An 18,243-nucleotide genomic window follows, 5' to 3' on the forward strand; every position below is an offset into this window, starting at 1 on the left:
TGCACTGCCACGTCAGGAAGCTCGCATGCAAACTTTCTTTATCGCTCCCACCGACTTTGGTGTGGGTCTGACCTCTATTAGCCTGGGCCTGGTTCGCACCCTGGAGCGCGCCGGGTTGAAAGTCGGGTTTTTCAAGCCCATTGCCCAGCCGCATCCGGGTGACTTCGGCCCTGAACGTTCCACCGAGCTGATCGCCCGCACCCACGGCCTCAAGCCGCCGACACCACTGGGTCTGGCCCATGTCGAACGCATGCTCGGTGACGGCCAGTTGGATGAGCTGCTCGAAGAGATCATCAACCTCTATCAACAGGCTGCCATCGGCAAGGACGTACTGATCGTAGAAGGCATGGTGCCCACCCGTACCGCCAGCTACGCGGCTCGGGTCAACTTGCACCTGGCCAAGAGCCTGGATGCCGAAGTGATTCTGGTCTCGGCCCCTGAAAACGAAGTGCTGACCGAACTTTCCGGACGGGTGGAGTTACAGGCGCAGCTGTTTGGCGGGCCCAAGGACCCAAAAGTACTCGGTGTGATCCTCAACAAGGTACGCACTGACGAAAGCATGGAAGCCTTCTCGGCACGCCTCAAAGAGCATTCCCCATTGCTGCGCAGTGGTGATTTCAAGCTGCTGGGCTGCATTCCGTATCAACCCGAACTCAACGCCCCGCGCACCCGCGATGTAGCCGAACTGCTCGGCGCCCAGGTGCTCAATGCCGGGGACTATGAAACCCGGCGCATGTCGAAAATCATCCTGTGCGCCCGCACGGTACTCAACACCCTGCAACTGCTCAAACCGGGCGTGCTGGTCGTCACCCCCGGCGATCGCGACGACATCATCCTGGCCGTCAGCCTGGCCGCGATGAATGGCGTTCCGCTGGCGGGCCTGCTGCTGACCAGCGACACCCAGCCCGATCCGCGCCTGATGGAGCTTTGCCGGGGTGCGTTGCAGGCCGGGCTGCCAGTGCTGTCGGTGAGCACGGGGTCCTACGACACCGCCAACCGCCTCAATGGCCTGAACAAGGAAATCCCGATCGATGACCGCGAACGTGCGGAAATCATCACCGACTTTGTTGCCAGCCATCTGGACGCCCACTGGCTGCATCAACGCTGCGGCACGCCACGGGAAATGCGCCTGACCCCTGCCGTCTTCCGCTATCAACTGATCCAGCGCGCCCAGCAGGCCAACAAGCGCATCGTTTTGCCCGAAGGCAGCGAGCCCCTGACCGTACAGGCGGCAGCTATTTGTCAGGCTCGCGGCATCGCCCGCTGCGTATTGCTGGCCAAGCCCGAAGAAGTCCACGCGGTCGCCAAGGCCCACGGTTTCGAACTGCCCGAGGGTCTGGAAATTCTCGACCCGGACCTGATTCGCGCCCGGTACGTCGAACCGATGGTGGCCCTGCGCAAGACCAAGAGCATCAACGCGCCGATGGCCGAGCAGCAGCTGGAAGACCCGGTGGTGATTGGCACCATGATGCTGGCACTGGACGAGGTCGACGGGCTGGTTTCAGGGGTTATCCACTCCACCGCCAACACCATTCGGCCTGCCCTGCAGTTGATCAAGACGGCACCGGGCTGCACGCTGGTATCGTCGGTGTTCTTCATGCTGTTCCCCGAGCAGGTGCTGGTGTACGGCGACTGCGTGATGAACCCGCACCCGAGCGCCTCTGAACTGGCGGAAATCGCCCTGCAAAGCGCCGACTCTGCTGCGGCGTTCGGCATCACCCCGCGGGTGGCCATGATCAGCTATTCCAGCGGCGAATCGGCCAGCGGTGAAGAGGTCGAAAAAGTCCGCGAAGCCACCTTGCTGGCCCACGAAGCCCAGCACTCACTGCTGATCGACGGCCCGCTGCAATACGATGCCGCCGCCAACGAGGTAGTTGCCAGGCAACTGGCCCCCAACAGCCAGGTGGCAGGCCGAGCCACCGTTTTTGTGTTCCCGGACCTGAACACCGGCAATACGACTCACAAAGCCGTGCAACGCAGCGCCGATTGCGTCAGCCTCGGGCCAATGCTGCAAGGCCTGCGCAAGCCGGTGAACGATCTGCCACGCGGCGCTCAAGTGGACGATATCGTCTACACCATCGCCCTCACGGCCATTCAAGCCGCCAACCGACCTATGGATATTTAAATGTTGGACTTCTTGCCTGCACCGCTACGCGGCGTCATTGCTTCGCTGCTGCTGGCGATCAACACCATCGTGTGTTGCACGCCGCTGTTCATCGTCGCGATTTTCAAGCTGTGTCTGCCCTTTGCGGCAGCTCAACGGGTGACCGATGAATTGATGCGCCGTATCCACGAAGCCTGGATCGCCAACAACAATCGCTGGATGGACTTGCTGCGCAAGACCCGCTGGCATATCAAGGGCCTTGAGGGGCTGGACTATGAGCACTCGTATCTGGTGACCAGCAACCACCAGAGCTGGGTCGACATCATGGTGCTGCAATACGTGCTCAACAAACGCATCCGCCCGCTCAAATTCTTCCTCAAGCAGGAGCTGATCTGGGTGCCGGTCATTGGCCTGGCATGGTGGGCGCTGGGCTTTCCGTTCATGAAACGCTACTCCAAGGCCTACCTGGCCAAGCACCCGGAGAAAAAAGGCGCGGATCTGGCGACCACACGTAAAACCTGCGCCAAGTTCAAAAACCAGTCCGTGGGGATCTTCAACTTCGTCGAGGGCACGCGCTTTACAGAAGCCAAGCACGCGCAGCAGAACTCGCCGTTCCGCTACCTGCTCAAGCCCAAGGCCGGAGGCATCGCCTTTGTGCTGGATGCAATGGGCGAACAGCTGCAGTCCATCATCAACGTGACCATCCACTATCCGGGCGGGCGTCCAGGGTATTGGGACTTGCTGTGCGGCAATGTGAAAGACGTGGTCGTGGTGTTTGAAGAGCTGAATATCCCGGCTGAGTTTCTGGGTAAAAACTACGATCAGGACCCCGAGTACCGGCTGGCATTCCAAGGCTGGATCAACCAGTTGTGGGAAGACAAGGACCGGCTGCTGGAGGAGTTGCATCGCGAGTTTCCCAACACCTGACGATTCAACCCTGTAGTCGCTGCCGAGGTCCGAAGGCTGCGATAGGGATCGAAGAGCCCGTACAACCTCAGTCCCGAATGGATCTGAAACACCGGGGTGGCTTATTTACGACGGCTTCGCCGCCGATCGCAGCCTTCGTACCTCGTCAGCGGCTACAGGTAGTGGATAACCGCACCCAATAAAAAGCCCGCCACCGATCTCTCGGTGGCGGGCTTTTTAGTGCGGCTTAAATCGCGCCGCGTTGGCGCAACAGGTCGAGCACCAGTTTGACGCTCTCTTCCAGGGACAGCGATTGCGTGTCGACCACAAGGTCGGCATTCAACGGCACGTCGTACGGGAAGGATTCACCCGGGATGTTGTCACCACCCGCTGCATACAGCCCTTGCGGGTCACGCTCGGCGCACACGGCCGGGGATGCCTGAACATAAACGGTCACCAGACGGTCGCTGCCAATCAGCGCCTTGGCCTGTTCACGGCCTTCAGCGTCCGGGGCCACGAAGGCGGCCAGTGTCAGCAGACCGGCTTCGTTGAACTGGCGCGCCACGTGAGCAGCACGGCGCCAGTTTTCAGTACGTCCGGCACGGTCCTGTGGCAGACCCTTGTTCAGGTCATGGCGCAGGTTCTGGCCATCCAGCACGAATACCGCACGTCCCATATCGAACAACTTGCGTTCAACCGCATAGGCCAAGGTGCTTTTGCCGGCACCCGACAGCCCGCTGAACAACACGGTGGCCGGTTGCTGGCCAAAACGCTGGGCACGCTCTTCAACAGCCACATGGGCCAGTTTGCCGTGATGGGTTGCGCTGCCATGACTCAACGGCTGGGCAACGATCATGCCTGCACCCACGGTGCCGTTGGTCAGGCGGTCGATGATGATGAACGAGCCGGTCGTGCGGTTGCTGTCATAACCATCCAGCGCAATCGGCGCGTCGAGGCTGATTTTGACCTTGCCGATTTCGTTCAGCTGCAAAGCACTGGCCGGACCTTCTTCCAGGGTGTTCACATCGACTTTGTTGACGATGCTGGCAACCGAACCCGGTACGTAGCTGGTAGCGCGCTTGATGTCGTACTTCTTGCCCGGCAACATCGGCTCTTCAGCCATCCACACCAGCATGGCTTCGAAGTTGTCAGTCACCAGCGGCACGTTGTCGGCATGCACCAACAAGTCGCCACGGGAGATGTCGATCTCGTCTTCCATGGTCAGGGTAACTGCCTGACCGGGGCCTGCGTGCTCCAGTTCACCTTCAAAAGTGACGATGGATTTGACGCGGCTGCTCTTGCCCGACGGCAACACGACGATTTCATCGCCCTTGTGCACGATGCCGCTGGCCAGGGTGCCGGCAAAACCACGGAAGTTGAGGTTCGGACGGTTCACGTACTGCACCGGGAAGCGCAGGTCGGTGAGGTTGCGGTCGGCCGCCACTTCCACGGTTTCAAGGATTTCCATCAGCGACTGGCCGGTGTACCACGGCGAGCGCTCGGACTTGTTCACCACGTTGTCGCCTTTAAGGGCAGACATCGGCACAAAGTGCAGGCTGGTCGGCTTGAGCTTCAAGCCCTCGGCAAACTTCAGGTAGTCGGCCTTGATCGACTCGAACACACCTTCATCAAAACCCTTGAGGTCCATCTTGTTGATGGCCACGACGATATGCTTGATGCCCAGCAACGAGGCAATGAAGCTGTGGCGACGGGTCTGGGTCTGCACGCCGTAACGGGCATCGACCAGAATGATCGCCAGGTCACAGGTGGACGCACCGGTGGCCATGTTGCGGGTGTACTGCTCATGGCCTGGGGTGTCGGCAATGATGAATTTGCGCTTGGCGGTAGAGAAATAGCGATACGCCACGTCAATGGTGATGCCCTGCTCGCGCTCGGCTTGCAAACCGTCAACCAGCAGTGCCAGGTCGATATCGTCGCCCGTGGTGCCACTTTTTTTCGAGTCGCGGGTAATGGCTTCCAGATGGTCTTCGTAGATCATCTTGGAGTCGTGCAGCAGGCGCCCGATCAGGGTGCTCTTGCCGTCGTCGACGTTGCCGCAGGTCAGGAAGCGCAACATCTCTTTGCGCTCGTGCTGGCCCAGGTAGGCGAGGATGTCCTCGCTGATCAAATCAGATACATGCGACATGACAACCCCTTAGAAATAACCTTGACGTTTTTTATCTTCCATTGAGCCTGCGCCATCGTGATCGATGACTCGGCCCTGGCGCTCGGAAGTTCGCGTCAGGAGCATTTCCTGGATGATGTCGGTCAGGGTTTCAGCCTCTGACTCCACCGCGCCGGTCAGCGGGTAGCATCCCAGAGTACGGAAGCGGACCTTTTTCTTGACGATGCGAGCCTTGTCTTCGTCAGACAGGTGCTCAAGGATACGGTCGTCGTCGATCATGATCAGCGTGCCGTTCTTCTCGATGACGTCGCGCTCGGCCGCAAAGTACAGCGGCACAATCGGGATGCCCTCAAGGTAGATGTACTGCCAGATGTCCAGCTCGGTCCAGTTCGACAACGGGAACACACGAATGGATTCGCCCTTGTTGACGTTGCCGTTGTAGACGTTCCACAACTCGGGGCGCTGGTTTTTCGGATCCCAGCGGTGCTTGCTGTCACGGAAGGAATAGACGCGCTCTTTGGCACGGGATTTTTCTTCGTCGCGACGGGCACCACCAAAGGCGGCATCGAAGCCGTATTTGTCCAGAGCCTGCTTCAGGCCCTCGGTTTTCATGATGTCGGTGTGCTTGGCACTGCCGTGGGTGAAGGGGTTGATCCCTTGAGCCACGCCGTCAGGGTTGACGTGAGTGATCAGGTCCAGGCCCAGCTCGGCAACCATCTTGTCGCGAAAGCTGTACATCTCCTGGAATTTCCACTGGGTGTCGACATGCATCACCGGAAACGGCAGCTTGCCAGGGAAAAACGCCTTGCGTGCAAGGTGCAGCATCACGGCGGAATCTTTACCGATCGAGTACAGCATCACCGGGTTATCGAACTCGGCGGCCACCTCGCGGATGATGTGGATGCTTTCCGCCTCCAGCTGTTTCAGGTGCGTCAGTTTGTCGACCATGGCTACTCACGAAAGCTATCTTATGAACGGCCTGCGGGCCGTGTTCGAGGGTCGAATGCTAGCACAGCGTCCGCTTCTATAGATGACCCCAACTAGATCGAAACGGTCTAAGAATAGACCCCGGAGTTTGGGCGATTACTCCATGTGGGAGCGGGCTGGATTCCAATAATCAGATCGGATTCGGGCAATCGATAAACAGGTGTTCCAAAGCAAAGCGCCGCGCCAGGTAGTCACCCAATGCCTGCACGCCATAGCGTTCGGTAGCATGGTGCCCCGCGGCAATGAAGCTGATGTCGTTTTCCCGGGCACTATGGAAAGTCTGCTCCGAAGCTTCGCCACTCAGGTACAGATCAACGCCCGCCAGCACCGCCTGATCGATATAGCCTTGCCCGCCACCGGTACACCAACCCACGCGGCGGATCATTTCACTGCCTTCAATCAGCAGCGGCTCGCGCCCAAGCGCCTCTTGAACACGGCGTGCAAAATCACGGGCGGTCACAGGCTCGGCCAGAGAGCCCACCAACCCCACCACTTTCGAATTGCCAGGATCAAGCGGGCCTTCGACGGTGATGTCCAGCTGCCGCGCCAATTGCACGTTGTTGCCCACCTCGGGATGCAGGTCCAGTGGCAAGTGATAGGCCAGCAGGCTGATGTCGTGCTTGAGCAGCGTCTTGAGGCGACGTTGCTTCATCCCGGTCACGCAGGGATCTTCACCCTTCCAGAAGTAACCATGATGCACCAGCACCAGATCGGCCTGGGCCTCGACTGCAGCATCCAGCAGTGCCTGGCTGGCGGTCACGCCACTGACGATGCGCATCACCTGGGGGCGACCTTCGACCTGCAGGCCATTGGGGCAGTAATCATTGATGGTGGCGCAATTGAGGTAACGATTTGCTTCTTCTACCAGCGTGCTCAGGGCGACAGCCATAAAAGACTCCTAAATATAGCGTTCAGAGCCGGGCGGCCCTCGTATAATGGCGCCATTATGGGCCGTCAGAATGGCTCTGCAACCTTCAGGACTGAGTTCAATGTTTAAGGCTTTGCGTTTTTTTGGCTGGCCATTGCTGGCTGGCGTGCTTATCGCTTTGCTGATTATTCAGCGTTACCCGCAATGGGTTGGACTGCCGAGCCTGGACGTCAATCTGCAACAAGCCCCGCAAACCAGTTACATGCAGCAAGGACCGGTGACCTATGCCGACGCGGTAGTGCGTGCCGCGCCTGCCGTAGCCAACCTGTACACCACCAAAGTGGTGAACAAAAACGCCAGGCCCTTGTTCGAAGACCCGCAGTTCCGGCATTTTTTCGGCAACAACGAGCCCAAGCAAAAACGTATGGAGTCCAGCCTGGGTTCGGCGGTTCTGATGAGTCCCGAAGGCTATTTGCTGACCAATAACCACGTGGTCGCAGGGGCCGACCAGATTGTGGTGGCGCTGAAGGACGGTCGTGAAACACACGCCAGGGTCATTGGCAGCGACCCGGAAACTGATCTCGCGGTGCTAAAGATTGACCTCAAGAATCTGCCGGCAATCACCATCGGCCGCTCGGACACCTTGCGTATCGGTGATATCGCCCTGGCGATTGGCAACCCGTTCGGCGTGGGTCAAACCACCACAATGGGCATCATCAGTGCCACAGGCCGCAACCAGTTGGGCCTGAACAACTACGAAGACTTTATCCAGACCGATGCCGCGATCAACCCGGGCAACTCGGGCGGCGCACTGGTAGATGCCAACGGCAACCTGACCGGCATTAACACCGCGATTTTTTCCAAGTCAGGCGGTTCGCAAGGCATCGGCTTCGCGATCCCGATCAATCTGGCGATGGAGGTCATGAAGTCGATTATCGAGCACGGCCAGGTCATTCGCGGCTGGCTGGGGATTGAGGTTCAACCCTTGACCCAGGAACTGGCCGAGTCGTTTGGTCTCAGTGGACGCCCTGGAATTGTTGTCGCGGGCATTTTCCGTGGGGGTCCGGCGCAAAAAGCCGGTCTTGAACTGGGAGACGTGATTCTGAGCATCGATGGCGAGCCTGCCAGCGATGGGCGCCGCTCAATGAATCAGGTGGCGCGGATCAAGCCTTCGGACAAGATCACGATCCAGGTCATGCGTAACGGCAAAGAGCTTAAGCTCACCGCCGAGGTGGGCCTGCGACCGCCACAGGAACAGCCGCCGCAGCAGGAAGAATAAGTAACGCGCCCTCACCACCTGATGTGGGAGCGGGCTTGCTCGCGATGGTATCGCCGCGGTTTGCCTGAACTACCGCGGCGCCTGCATCGCGAGCAAGCCCGCTCCCACAAGAGCCGCGGTCAACCTCTATTCGATATCCGACAACCCTTCAATCAACGCCGCATTCTGCTCCGGCGTACCGATGCTGATGCGCAAGAACTGGGCAATGCGCAATTGCTTGAAGTGGCGCACGATCACGCCCTGCCCCCGCAACTTGGCCGCCAGCGCCGCCGCATCGTGTTCCGGATGACGGGCAAAGATAAAGTTCGCCGCCGACGGCAGCACTTCAAAACCCAGTGCCTGCAACTGCCCTACCACGTGTTCGCGACTGTCGATTACCTGCTTGCAGGTGTGCTCGAAGTATTCACGGTCGGCAAACGCAGCCGCAGCGCCCGCAATGGCGATACGGTCCAGCGGGTAGGAGTTGAAGCTGTTCTTGATCCGTTCCAGCGCTTCGATCAGATCCGGGTGGCCCACTGCCAACCCGACCCGCAAGCCGGCCAGGGAGCGCGATTTGGACAGGGTCTGAGTCACCAGCAGGTTCGGGTAGCGATCCACCAGGCTGATGGCCGTCTCGCCACCAAAGTCGATGTACGCTTCATCCACGACAACCACTGAATCAGAGCTGGCCTTGAGGATCTGCTCGATGGCCTCCAGCGCCAAAAGACAGCCGGTCGGGGCATTCGGGTTCGGGAAGATGATCCCGCCATTAGGCCTGGCATAGTCCGCAGGCTGGATCTGGAACTGCTCATCCAGAGGCACGGCGTCAAATTCGATGCCGTACAAACCGCAGTAAACCGGATAGAAGCTGTAGCTGATATCCGGGAACAGCAGCGGCTTGTCGTGCTGGAACAGGCCATTGAATACATGGGCCAGGACTTCGTCCGAACCGTTGCCCAGAAACACCTGGGCAGTCTGTACACCGTAGTACTCGGCCACCGCCTGCTTGAGCAGGTCGCTGTTCGGGTCAGGGTACAAACGCAGGTTGTCGTTGATCTCGGCCTGCATCGCCGCCAGGGCCTTGGGCGAAGGCCCATAAGGGTTTTCGTTGGTGTTGAGCTTGACCAGCTTGGTCAGCTTCGGCTGCTCACCCGGCACGTAAGGCACCAGATCCTTGACGAATGGACTCCAGAATTTGCTCATGTTTATTGCCCCTTGTCGTCGGCGATGATGCGGTATTCGGCACTGCGGGCGTGACCGGTCAGCGACTCACCACGGGCGAGAATCGATGCGGTCTTGCCCAGGTCGGAAGCACCCTGCTCGGAGCAGAAGATGATCGAGGAGCGCTTCTGGAAGTCATACACCCCCAGCGGCGACGAAAAACGTGCCGTGCCGGAAGTTGGCAATACGTGGTTGGGGCCCGCGCAGTAATCACCCAGGGCTTCAGACGTGTGTCGGCCCATGAAGATCGCGCCAGCGTGACGGATCTGCGGCAGCCAGGCTTGCGGGTCAGCCACCGACAACTCCAGGTGCTCCGGAGCAATGCGATTGGCAACGTCGATGGCTTGCTGCATGTCATTCACCAGAATCAGTGCGCCACGGCCATTGATCGACGTTTCGATGATGTCGGCCCGCTCCATGGTCGGCAACAACTTGGCAATGCTCGCCGCGACCTTGTCGAGGAACTCGGCGTCGGGGCTGACCAGAATCGCCTGTGCGTCTTCATCGTGCTCGGCCTGGGAAAACAGGTCCATGGCAATCCAGTCCGGATCGGTCAGGCCATCGCACACCACCAGAATTTCCGAAGGGCCGGCGATCATGTCGATGCCCACCTGACCGAACACGTGGCGCTTGGCGGTGGCGACATAGATGTTGCCCGGGCCGACCACTTTGTCGACTTTCGGAACGCTTTCTGTGCCGTAGGCCAGTGCCGCAACGGCCTGTGCACCGCCGATGGTGAACACTCGGTCAACGCCCGCAATGCAGGCGGCAGCCAGCACCAGCTCATTGATTTCGCCACGAGGGGTCGGCACCACCATGACCACTTCGGTAACGCCTGCGACCTTGGCCGGAATGGCGTTCATCAACACCGATGACGGGTAAGAGGCTTTGCCGCCCGGTACATACAAGCCTGCACGGTCCAGTGGCGTGACTTTCTGGCCCAGCACCGTGCCGTCGGCTTCGGTGTAGCTCCAGGAGTCCTGCTTCTGTTTTTCGTGATAGCTGCGCACACGCTGTGCGGCTTTTTCCAGCGCTTCACGTTGCGGCGCGGTGATACGGGTCAGGGCCAGCTCCAGGCGCTCGCGGGGCAGGATCAAGTCGGCCATCGAGTTGACGCTCAGCCCGTCAAAGCGCTGGGTGAACTCAACCAGTGCAGCATCGCCACGCTCACGCACGGCTTTGATGATGTCGAGCACACGCTGGTTGACCGAGTCGTCAGACACACTTTCCCAGCTCAGCAGATGATCCAGATGCTGCGCGAAATCCGGGTCAGCAGCGTTGAGTCGGCGAATTGCAGTGGGAGCGGTCATAGCGAGGGCCTCGGTATTGGGCGAATGCTTAGAATGAATGATGTTACACAGTGAAGGCAGCAAGACTACCAAGCCATCCGCGCAGGTCGCTGAAATTTCTGGCTATTACACGGATAGATGGGCGCGACTCAAGGTCGCGCAGGTGAGTCAGCCGCGGTGTCGCGATTCCACTGCCTTGCGCAGGGTATCGATCAGGGCTTGAATACGGGCGTGCTGCATTTTCATCGAAGCCTTGTTAACCACCAGACGGGAGCTGATGGCGGCAATGAATTCCTGAGGTTCCAGGCCATTGGCGCGCAAGGTGTTGCCGGTGTCGACCACGTCGATGATCTTGTCGGCCAGGCCAATCAGCGGCGCCAGCTCCATCGAGCCGTACAGCTTGATGATGTCGACCTGACGGCCTTGCTCGGCGTAGTAGCGCTTGGCGACATTCACGAACTTGGTGGCAACACGCAGGCGGCCTTTAGGCTCGGGAACACCAATGGCACCGGCAGTCATCAGCTTGCACTGGGCAATCTGAAGGTCCAGCGGCTCGTAAAGGCCCTGGCCGCCGTACTCCATCAGCACGTCTTTACCCGCGACACCGAGGTCTGCCGCGCCATGTTCAACGTACGTCGGCACGTCGGTGGCGCGTACGATCAGCAGACGTACATCGGGTTGGGTAGTCGGAATGATCAGCTTGCGGCTTTTGTCCGGATTCTCGGTCGGCACAATGCCCGCTTCAGCGAGAAGCGGCAGGGTGTCGTCAAGGATACGGCCCTTGGACAGTGCAATGGTCAACATGGGAAACGTAAGTCCTTATCAGGGTACTTTTTGCCCGGGCGCAATCGGCGCCGGACAAGCATCGAGCCTGATATCAGGCTCGACTTGAACGATTCGAGGCCAGGTAAGGTAACGCTTGCAAGCCGTTACGTCACCTGGCGGCTGGACACTATCCCTGTGCCCATGATGCCAAACAACAAAAAACTAGCCCGGAACGCGGCGAATTTTGGCGCCCAGCATTTGCAGTTTTTCTTCGATGCACTCGTAACCACGGTCTATGTGGTAGATGCGGTCGATCAGGGTATCGCCTTCAGCGACCAGAGCCGAAATAACCAGGCTGGCCGAAGCACGCAGGTCGGTAGCCATGACTGGCGCACCCTTGAGGGTTTCAGTACCGGTGACGATGGCAGTGTTGCCTTCGACCTGGATCTTGGCGCCCATGCGGTGCAGTTCGTACACGTGCATGAAGCGGTTTTCGAAGATGGTCTCGATCACTGCGCCCGTGCCTTCGGCAATGGCGTTCAGGGAGATGAACTGCGCCTGCATGTCAGTCGGGAACGCCGGGTACGGAGCCGTACGCACGTTCACCGCTTTAGGACGCTTGCCGTGCATGTTCAGCTCGATCCAGTCTTCACCGGTAGTGACTTCGGCGCCCGCTTCCTTGAGTTTTTCAAGAACGGCTTCGAGGATGGTCGGATCGGTGTCCTTGACCTTCACACGGCCGCCAGTCACGGCAGCGGCTACCAGGTAGGTACCGGTCTCGATACGGTCCGGCATCACGCGGTAGGTCGCGGTGTGCAACTCTTTGACGCCATCAATGGTGATGGTGTCCGTGCCTGCACCGCTGACCTTGGCGCCCATGGCGTTCAGGAAGTTGGCCAGGTCGACGACTTCAGGCTCGCGTGCAGAGTTCTGCAAAACGCTGCGGCCATTGGCCAGAGCGGCGGCCATCATGATGTTTTCAGTACCGGTCACGCTGACGGTATCGAAGAAGAAGTTGGCACCGCGCAAGCCGCCTTCCGGAGCCTTGGCCTTGATGTAGCCACCTTCCACGTCGATCACTGCGCCCATGGCTTCAAGGCCGCGGATGTGCAGGTCAACCGGACGCGAACCAATGGCGCAACCACCAGGCAAGGCCACTTCGGCATAACCGAAACGCGCAACCATCGGGCCCAGAACCAGGATCGAGGCACGCATGGTTTTAACCAGTTCGTACGGTGCGACCAGGGTTTTGATGGTGTTCGGGTTGATTTCGACGCTCAGCTTTTCATCGATCACCGGCTCAATGCCCATGCGACCGAACAGCTCGATCATGGTGGTGATGTCATGCAAGTGCGGCAGGTTGGCTACAGTGACCGGGCCATTGCACAGCAAGGTCGCTGCCAGAATCGGCAGGGCGGAGTTCTTCGCCCCGGAAATGCGGATTTCGCCATCTAGACGAACGCCGCCGGTAATAATCAATTTATCCATAACAATCTCGACGCCAATGGGCTCAGGGGGCTCAGGTGCGCTCGGCCCAGGCCGCGCTGCTGAAGAATTTCATAGTGACCGCATGGATGCTGCCATCAGCGATCCACGGGTTCAAATGGGCATAGATGCTTTGTTGACGTTTGACCGGGCTCAAGGCCACCAGTTCGTCACTAATCACGTTCAGCTGAAAGTTGCAGCCTTCGCCCTCAACTTCTACCTGGGTTCCAGGCAGCTTTCCCTCAAGAAAGCTCTTCACTTCTACGGCCTGCATGCTCAACCTCAATCGGCGCCTAACGCGCGCGGGTCGGCCATCATACAAAAAAGCCCCGCGCCTGCGAACCCCGTATAACAGGACTCTGACGGGGGGACTTTTCTATACGTGGCTATTAATGATGTGCCAGCAATTCGGTCAAGCCCGAGACCTGGGCGATTTCGCGCATGTCTTCGGGCATGTCACGAATGCTCAATGGCTTGTTCAGGGCTTGCGCATCACGGATGTAACACAGCAACAGCGACAAACCGACGCTGCTGGATTTGGTGACACCCGAGCAGTCAACGACCAACGCCTTGGCCAGAGCTTTTTTGATCAGTGCCTGACCTTCAGTGCGCAAGCGGGGGCCGGTCTGATAATCGAGTACGCCACTGAGGCGCAACTCGCTCTCGCCGGCCAGGGTTACAGCCGCTTCACTCATTGGCCTGCAGCCTTGGGCGAAGCTGCATCGGTCGTTTCCTTGGCCTTGGCTACTTCGCCAGCCCAGTTATCGATGGTTTTATCCAGGTTGTTGCCGTTGCGCTGCATGGCGTCGGCGAACTGATCACGGAACAGCTTGCCGATGTTGATGCCGTTAATGATCACGTTACGCACTTTCCACTCGCCGTTAACCTTGTTGAGGGTATAGGACAGCGGGTAAATCGCCCCGTTATCACCCTTGACGGTCATATCGACGCTGGTGCGATCGCCGCTTTCATCCTTGGCCGGGGCAACGGTGATGCCCTGGTTTTTGAACTCAAGCAAGGCATTGCCATAGAACTGCATCAGGCTGCGCTTGAAGTTCTCTTGAAAGCGCTGCATTTGCTCAGGACTCGCACTACGGGAGTACTTCACGGTCATGATGCTTTTCGAAATACCGTCGGCATCCACCACCGGCCCGACAATACCGTTCAGGGCATCGTAGAACTTGCTCGGGTTTTGCTTGTACTGCTCTTTATTGGCAGCCAGGTCAGCCAGCAACCGGGTGGTTGTGTCTGAAACGATGTCGTGAGCAGACTGCCCCGGCGCAGCATTTGCCACCAGAGGGAGGGCTGCAGCCATAATTACCAACAGGCCACGGCGCAAGAGAGAAATCATCTTAAAGCTCCTTATTTGGCGTCTTTGCTAACGGTATTGAGCAGGAATTTACCGATCAGGTCTTCAAGGACCAGCGACGACTGAGTGTCGTGAATGGTGCCACCGTCCTTGAGCACAGTGTCTTCACCACCCACGCTCAGACCGATGTATTTCTCGCCCAGCAGACCCGCTGTGAGAATAGACGCAGTCGAATCGGTCGGCAGATTATCCACAGCTTTTTCGAGCTGCAGGGTGACACGGGCCATGTAGTTGTCACGGTCCAGGTCAATCGCCGTAACCTTGCCGATGGTCACGCCCGCCATGGTGACTTTGGCGCGCACGGTGAGGCCGGCAATGTTGTCAAAGTTGGCGTAGAGCTTGTAGGTGTCAGTGCTGGCGGTCGGGGACAGTCCGCTGACCCGCAGGGCAAGCAGAAGCAAAGCCAGGATGCCAGCCAGCAGGAACAGGCCGACACCGATTTCCATGGTGCGGTTTTGCATCAGAAATCTCCAAACATCAAGGCAGTCAAAATGAAGTCCAGCCCGAGGACTGCCAGAGAGGCATACACCACGGTCTTGGTAGTGGCACGGCTGATCCCCTCTGATGTGGGCTCACAGTCATAACCTTGAAACACGGCAATCCAGGTCACCACGAAAGCAAAGACGATGCTTTTGATGATCCCGTTAAGTACGTCACCACTGAAGGTCACGCTATTTTGCATATTGGCCCAGTAGGAACCGTCATAGACACCCAGCCAGTCCACTGCAACCCACGAACCGCCCCAGATGCCGACCACACTGAAAATCATCGCCAGCACAGGCAGGGAAATAAAACCGGCCCATAACCGCGGCGCGATAATGTATTTGAGTGGGTCGACCCCAATCATTTCCAGGCTGGACAGCTGCTCTGTCGATTTCATGTTGCCGATTTCAGCGGTCAAGGCAGAACCCGCGCGACCGGCGAACAGCAAGGCAGTCACCACCGGCCCCAATTCGCGCAACAGGGTGAGGGCCACCATCTGCCCAACCGCCTGCTCGGAACCATAGCTGGACAGAATGCTGAAGCCTTGCAGCGCCAGCACCATGCCGATGAATATGCCGGACACCACGATAATGACCAGCGACATGACGCCAACGGAGTGCAGCTGCTTGATCAGCAGCCCGAAACCGCCGCCGATACCGCCTCGCCCCAGCAGTGCATGAAACAGGAAAATCGTCGAACGCCCCAGCACCGCGACGATGTCGATCCCGGCTCGGCCAAACAAACCGATACGGTCCATTAATGAATGTCTGCGCATCAGCGCTTCCCCAGTAGATCGGTTCGGTAGTCCGACGCCGGAAAGTGAAACGGAACCGGGCCATCCGGATCGCCGGTCATGAACTGGCGAATGCGCGGGTTATCGGCGTTCATCAACTCTTCAGGCGTACCCTGCCCCAGCACCTGACCGTCACCGACTACATAGAGATAGTCAGCGATGCTCGCGGTTTCAGCCAGGTCGTGAGACACCACAATACTGGTGATGCCCAGCGCATCGTTAAGCAGGCGAATCAGCCGCACCAGCACTCCCATTGCGATGGGATCCTGGCCCACGAAGGGTTCGTCATACATCAGGATTTGCGGATCCAGGGCAATCGCCCGCGCCAGGGCCACCCGACGCTTCATGCCGCCGGACAACTCGTCGGGCATCAAATCGATAGCCCCGCGCAAGCCCACCGCCTGCAATTTCAGCAGCACGATGTCACGAATCATTTCTTCAGGCAGCTGGGTATGCACCCGCAGCGGGAAGGCAACGTTCTCGAACACATCCAGATCGGTGAACAATGCACCACTCTGGAACAACACCCCCATGTGCTTGCGGGCATCAAACAAATCACTGCGCGACAGGGTCGGCAGGTTTTGATTGTTGACCCACACTTCGCCGCTGCTGGGACGCAGTTGCATGCCCATCAGGCGCAATAGTGTGGTTTTGCCGCAGCCCGACGGGCCCATGATTCCCGTGACCTTGCCACGGGGAATTCGAATATCGACATTATTGAAGATGCTGCGCGTGCCGCGCTTGAAGGACACTCCCTTCAGCTCGACCGCGTAGGCGTTATCGGCGCTCATCTAAACTCCTTGCGATGCAGCCTCTGCCTCTCACCCGGACACCAAACCTCTTATCAAGAAGCACGCGTTCCCTGGCGGGCCGAACTGGCGGCGAACTATACCACTGCTCATAGTGACCGCCCAAGACCGAAGGAGTGCCGGTTCAGCCTCAATACAGTGAAATAAAGCGGGTTTTTCTGTAAACACACTAAGACTTTACCTACGCAGGCAACAAAGCACTGCGATCAAGCGTGAGGGAACGTCACATAACCGCTATAATCGTTGCCTTTTCTCAGGCTACCCGACTTCAACCATGAGCCAATCCAGCGACCTGATTCAATCCGCCCAACGCACCATCCGCCTCGAACTGGAAGCCGTAGAGGGCTTGCTGACTCATATCGACGCAGATTTCGTACGCGCTTGCGAGATGATTTTGGCAAGTAAAGGCCGGGTAGTCGTGGTCGGCATGGGCAAGTCAGGGCACATAGGCAACAAAATTGCCGCCACCCTGGCCAGCACCGGCACCACGGCTTTTTTTGTTCATCCGGCAGAAGCCAGCCACGGTGACATGGGCATGATCACCCGGGATGACATCATTCTCGCGCTGTCCAATTCTGGCTCAACCGCCGAAATCGTCACCCTGTTGCCGCTGATCAAGCGCCTGGGTATCAAATTGATCAGCATGACCGGTAATCCGCAATCACCCCTGGCCAAGGCTGCCGATGTCAGCCTAGATGCAAGCGTGGCCCAGGAGGCCTGCCCGCTAAACCTGGCACCGACCTCCTCCACCACGGCAACCCTGGTGCTGGGCGATGCACTGGCCATAGCACTGCTCGAAGCCCGTGGCTTCACGGCCGAAGACTTTGCCTTCTCCCATCCGGGTGGAGCACTGGGCCGGCGTTTGCTGCTCAAGGTCGAAAACGTCATGCACTCTGGCGATGAGTTGCCGCAAGTCATGCGCGGCACCCTGCTCAAAGAAGCACTGATGGAAATGACCCACAAGGGGCTGGGCATGACTGTCGTCATCGAAGAAGACGGCCGGCTGGCCGGGATCTTCACTGACGGTGACTTGCGCCGCACCCTGGACCGCGAAATCGATATCCGCAACGCAACCATTGATGCCGTCATGACCCCGCACGGCAAAACCGCCCGGGCCGACATGCTGGCGGCCGAAGCCCTGAAGATCATGGAAGATCACAAAATCAGCGCACTGGTGGTTGTCGACAAGCAAGATCGCCCGGTTGGCGCCTTGAACATGCACGATCTGCTACGCGCAGGAGTAATGTAATGACCCAGGAACTTCTCAAACGCGGCAAAGGCATCAAGCTTGCCATTTTTGACGTTGACGGTGTCTTGACCGACGGTCGCCTGTACTTCCTCGAAGACGGCAGCGAATTCAAAACCTTCAATACCCTCGACGGCCAAGGCATCAAGATGCTGATGGCGGCCGGTGTTCAAACCGCAATCATCAGCGGCCGCAAAACCCCGGTCGTCGAGCGCCGCGCGCAAAATCTGGGCATCCCGCACCTCTATCAGGGCCGGGAGGATAAATTGGTCGTGCTGGACGAGCTTCTTGGCCAACTCAACCTAAGCTATGAACAGGTCGCCTATTTGGGCGACGATTTGCCAGACTTGCCGGTTATCCGTCGTGTCGGCCTCGGCATGGCAGTGGCCAATGCTGCAAGTTTTGTTCGCGAGCACGCCCACGGCGTTACCCAGGCACGTGGTGGCGAAGGTGCCGCCCGCGAATTCTGCGAGCTGATTCTGCGCGCCCAGGGCAGCCTGGACGCAGCCCACGCCGCCTACCTATAGAGCTTTCT

At 58.7% G+C, this 18,243-nt stretch carries 18 protein-coding genes; 5 read left to right on the plus strand and 13 right to left on the minus strand.

Going from position 1 to position 18,243, the window contains the following annotated elements; translation table 11 throughout:
• Positions 1-25 precede the first annotated feature (25 nt).
• The gene (gene pta / locus VSQ83_RS19375; RefSeq protein ID WP_326427344.1) at positions 26-2,125 is read left to right on the plus strand and encodes a phosphate acetyltransferase; all 2,100 of its coding nucleotides are present in this window, start codon (positions 26-28) and stop codon (positions 2,123-2,125) included.
• Positions 2,126-3,031, plus strand: a complete 906-nt coding sequence (locus tag VSQ83_RS19380) for an acyltransferase (protein WP_133076353.1) — start codon at positions 2,126-2,128, stop codon at positions 3,029-3,031.
• Positions 3,032-3,257: 226 nt separating this feature from the next.
• On the opposite strand, the gene cysN is transcribed toward VSQ83_RS19380, so the two are convergent.
• The 3 genes from cysN to VSQ83_RS19395 all read right to left on the minus strand — a co-directional run bounded on the left by cysN (position 3,258) and on the right by VSQ83_RS19395 (position 7,011).
• Positions 3,258-5,156, minus strand: a complete 1,899-nt coding sequence (cysN, locus tag VSQ83_RS19385) for a sulfate adenylyltransferase subunit CysN (RefSeq protein ID WP_133076354.1) — start codon at positions 5,154-5,156, stop codon at positions 3,258-3,260.
• A 9-nt stretch (positions 5,157-5,165) separates the two neighbouring features.
• Complete coding sequence (cysD, locus tag VSQ83_RS19390) at positions 5,166-6,083, minus strand: sulfate adenylyltransferase subunit CysD (RefSeq protein WP_095028988.1); 918 nt, start codon at positions 6,081-6,083, stop codon at positions 5,166-5,168.
• 169 nt (positions 6,084-6,252) lie between these two features.
• Positions 6,253-7,011 (minus strand): Nif3-like dinuclear metal center hexameric protein, encoded by a 759-nt coding sequence (locus VSQ83_RS19395; protein WP_219261677.1) that lies wholly within the window; start codon positions 7,009-7,011, stop codon positions 6,253-6,255.
• A 100-nt stretch (positions 7,012-7,111) separates the two neighbouring features.
• Between VSQ83_RS19395 and algW the strand changes: the two genes are divergently transcribed.
• Positions 7,112-8,269, plus strand: coding sequence for a Do family serine endopeptidase AlgW (gene algW / locus VSQ83_RS19400; protein WP_133076356.1), 1,158 nt, complete (start codon positions 7,112-7,114; stop codon positions 8,267-8,269).
• A 126-nt stretch (positions 8,270-8,395) separates the two neighbouring features.
• Here algW and hisC read toward each other — a convergent pair whose 3' ends face one another.
• The 10 genes from hisC to VSQ83_RS19450 form a co-directional block, all read right to left on the minus strand.
• Positions 8,396-9,451, minus strand: a complete 1,056-nt coding sequence (gene hisC, locus VSQ83_RS19405) for a histidinol-phosphate transaminase (RefSeq protein WP_219261678.1) — start codon at positions 9,449-9,451, stop codon at positions 8,396-8,398.
• A 2-nt stretch (positions 9,452-9,453) separates the two neighbouring features.
• The gene (gene hisD / locus VSQ83_RS19410) at positions 9,454-10,779 is read right to left on the minus strand and encodes a histidinol dehydrogenase (protein ID WP_133076358.1); all 1,326 of its coding nucleotides are present in this window, start codon (positions 10,777-10,779) and stop codon (positions 9,454-9,456) included.
• Between the two features lie 147 nt (positions 10,780-10,926).
• A complete protein-coding gene (gene hisG / locus VSQ83_RS19415) occupies positions 10,927-11,562 on the minus strand; it encodes an ATP phosphoribosyltransferase (protein ID WP_133076359.1) in 636 nt (211 codons plus the stop codon).
• A gap of 183 nt (positions 11,563-11,745) precedes the next feature.
• Positions 11,746-13,011: a UDP-N-acetylglucosamine 1-carboxyvinyltransferase gene (gene murA / locus VSQ83_RS19420; RefSeq protein WP_133076360.1), complete on the minus strand. Its 1,266-nt coding sequence runs from the start codon at positions 13,009-13,011 to the stop codon at positions 11,746-11,748.
• A 31-nt stretch (positions 13,012-13,042) separates the two neighbouring features.
• Positions 13,043-13,282, minus strand: a complete 240-nt coding sequence (locus VSQ83_RS19425) for a BolA family protein (RefSeq protein WP_003439919.1) — start codon at positions 13,280-13,282, stop codon at positions 13,043-13,045.
• A gap of 115 nt (positions 13,283-13,397) precedes the next feature.
• Complete coding sequence (locus VSQ83_RS19430) at positions 13,398-13,703, minus strand: STAS domain-containing protein (protein WP_019825006.1); 306 nt, start codon at positions 13,701-13,703, stop codon at positions 13,398-13,400.
• Entirely contained in the window at positions 13,700-14,359 is a 660-nt protein-coding gene (locus VSQ83_RS19435; protein ID WP_133076361.1) for an MlaC/ttg2D family ABC transporter substrate-binding protein, read from the minus strand. The genes VSQ83_RS19430 and VSQ83_RS19435 overlap by 4 nt, the downstream gene beginning before the upstream one ends.
• Before the next feature lie 11 nt (positions 14,360-14,370).
• A complete protein-coding gene (gene mlaD, locus VSQ83_RS19440) occupies positions 14,371-14,838 on the minus strand; it encodes an outer membrane lipid asymmetry maintenance protein MlaD (protein WP_019825010.1) in 468 nt (155 codons plus the stop codon).
• Positions 14,838-15,635 (minus strand): lipid asymmetry maintenance ABC transporter permease subunit MlaE, encoded by a 798-nt coding sequence (mlaE, locus tag VSQ83_RS19445; RefSeq protein ID WP_133076362.1) that lies wholly within the window; start codon positions 15,633-15,635, stop codon positions 14,838-14,840. Before mlaE ends, mlaD begins: the two co-directional genes overlap by 1 nt.
• Positions 15,635-16,444 carry an ATP-binding cassette domain-containing protein gene (locus tag VSQ83_RS19450; RefSeq protein ID WP_046809022.1) on the minus strand — a complete coding sequence of 270 codons (810 nt, stop codon included), beginning with the start codon at positions 16,442-16,444 and terminating at the stop codon, positions 15,635-15,637. The genes mlaE and VSQ83_RS19450 overlap by 1 nt, the downstream gene beginning before the upstream one ends.
• Positions 16,445-16,736: 292 nt before the next feature.
• Between VSQ83_RS19450 and VSQ83_RS19455 the strand changes: the two genes are divergently transcribed.
• Positions 16,737-17,711 (plus strand): KpsF/GutQ family sugar-phosphate isomerase, encoded by a 975-nt coding sequence (locus VSQ83_RS19455; protein ID WP_019825016.1) that lies wholly within the window; start codon positions 16,737-16,739, stop codon positions 17,709-17,711.
• A complete protein-coding gene (locus tag VSQ83_RS19460) occupies positions 17,711-18,235 on the plus strand; it encodes a KdsC family phosphatase (protein WP_133076363.1) in 525 nt (174 codons plus the stop codon). Before VSQ83_RS19455 ends, VSQ83_RS19460 begins: the two co-directional genes overlap by 1 nt.
• The last annotated feature ends 8 nt before the right edge of the window (positions 18,236-18,243 follow it).

It is taken from the genome of Pseudomonas sp. DSV-1, assembly GCF_035830915.1.
Classification (GTDB): domain Bacteria; phylum Pseudomonadota; class Gammaproteobacteria; order Pseudomonadales; family Pseudomonadaceae; genus Aquipseudomonas.

Coding starts and splice junctions, on each gene's coding strand:
- murA (WP_133076360.1), bottom strand. CDS start 13,011: ATGGATAAATTGATTATTACCGGCGGCGTTCGTCTAGATGGCGAAATC.
- VSQ83_RS19455 (WP_019825016.1), top strand. CDS start 16,737: ATGAGCCAATCCAGCGACCTGATTCAATCCGCCCAACGCACCATCCGC.
- hisD (WP_133076358.1), bottom strand. CDS start 10,779: ATGACCGCTCCCACTGCAATTCGCCGACTCAACGCTGCTGACCCGGAT.
- VSQ83_RS19450 (WP_046809022.1), bottom strand. CDS start 16,444: ATGAGCGCCGATAACGCCTACGCGGTCGAGCTGAAGGGAGTGTCCTTC.
- cysN (WP_133076354.1), bottom strand. CDS start 5,156: ATGTCGCATGTATCTGATTTGATCAGCGAGGACATCCTCGCCTACCTG.
- mlaE (WP_133076362.1), bottom strand. CDS start 15,635: ATGCGCAGACATTCATTAATGGACCGTATCGGTTTGTTTGGCCGAGCC.
- VSQ83_RS19425 (WP_003439919.1), bottom strand. CDS start 13,282: ATGCAGGCCGTAGAAGTGAAGAGCTTTCTTGAGGGAAAGCTGCCTGGA.
- pta (WP_326427344.1), top strand. CDS start 26: ATGCAAACTTTCTTTATCGCTCCCACCGACTTTGGTGTGGGTCTGACC.
- VSQ83_RS19380 (WP_133076353.1), top strand. CDS start 2,126: ATGTTGGACTTCTTGCCTGCACCGCTACGCGGCGTCATTGCTTCGCTG.
- VSQ83_RS19435 (WP_133076361.1), bottom strand. CDS start 14,359: ATGATTTCTCTCTTGCGCCGTGGCCTGTTGGTAATTATGGCTGCAGCC.
- cysD (WP_095028988.1), bottom strand. CDS start 6,083: ATGGTCGACAAACTGACGCACCTGAAACAGCTGGAGGCGGAAAGCATC.
- VSQ83_RS19395 (WP_219261677.1), bottom strand. CDS start 7,011: ATGGCTGTCGCCCTGAGCACGCTGGTAGAAGAAGCAAATCGTTACCTC.
- VSQ83_RS19430 (WP_019825006.1), bottom strand. CDS start 13,703: ATGAGTGAAGCGGCTGTAACCCTGGCCGGCGAGAGCGAGTTGCGCCTC.
- hisC (WP_219261678.1), bottom strand. CDS start 9,451: ATGAGCAAATTCTGGAGTCCATTCGTCAAGGATCTGGTGCCTTACGTG.
- hisG (WP_133076359.1), bottom strand. CDS start 11,562: ATGTTGACCATTGCACTGTCCAAGGGCCGTATCCTTGACGACACCCTG.
- mlaD (WP_019825010.1), bottom strand. CDS start 14,838: ATGCAAAACCGCACCATGGAAATCGGTGTCGGCCTGTTCCTGCTGGCT.
- VSQ83_RS19460 (WP_133076363.1), top strand. CDS start 17,711: ATGACCCAGGAACTTCTCAAACGCGGCAAAGGCATCAAGCTTGCCATT.
- algW (WP_133076356.1), top strand. CDS start 7,112: ATGTTTAAGGCTTTGCGTTTTTTTGGCTGGCCATTGCTGGCTGGCGTG.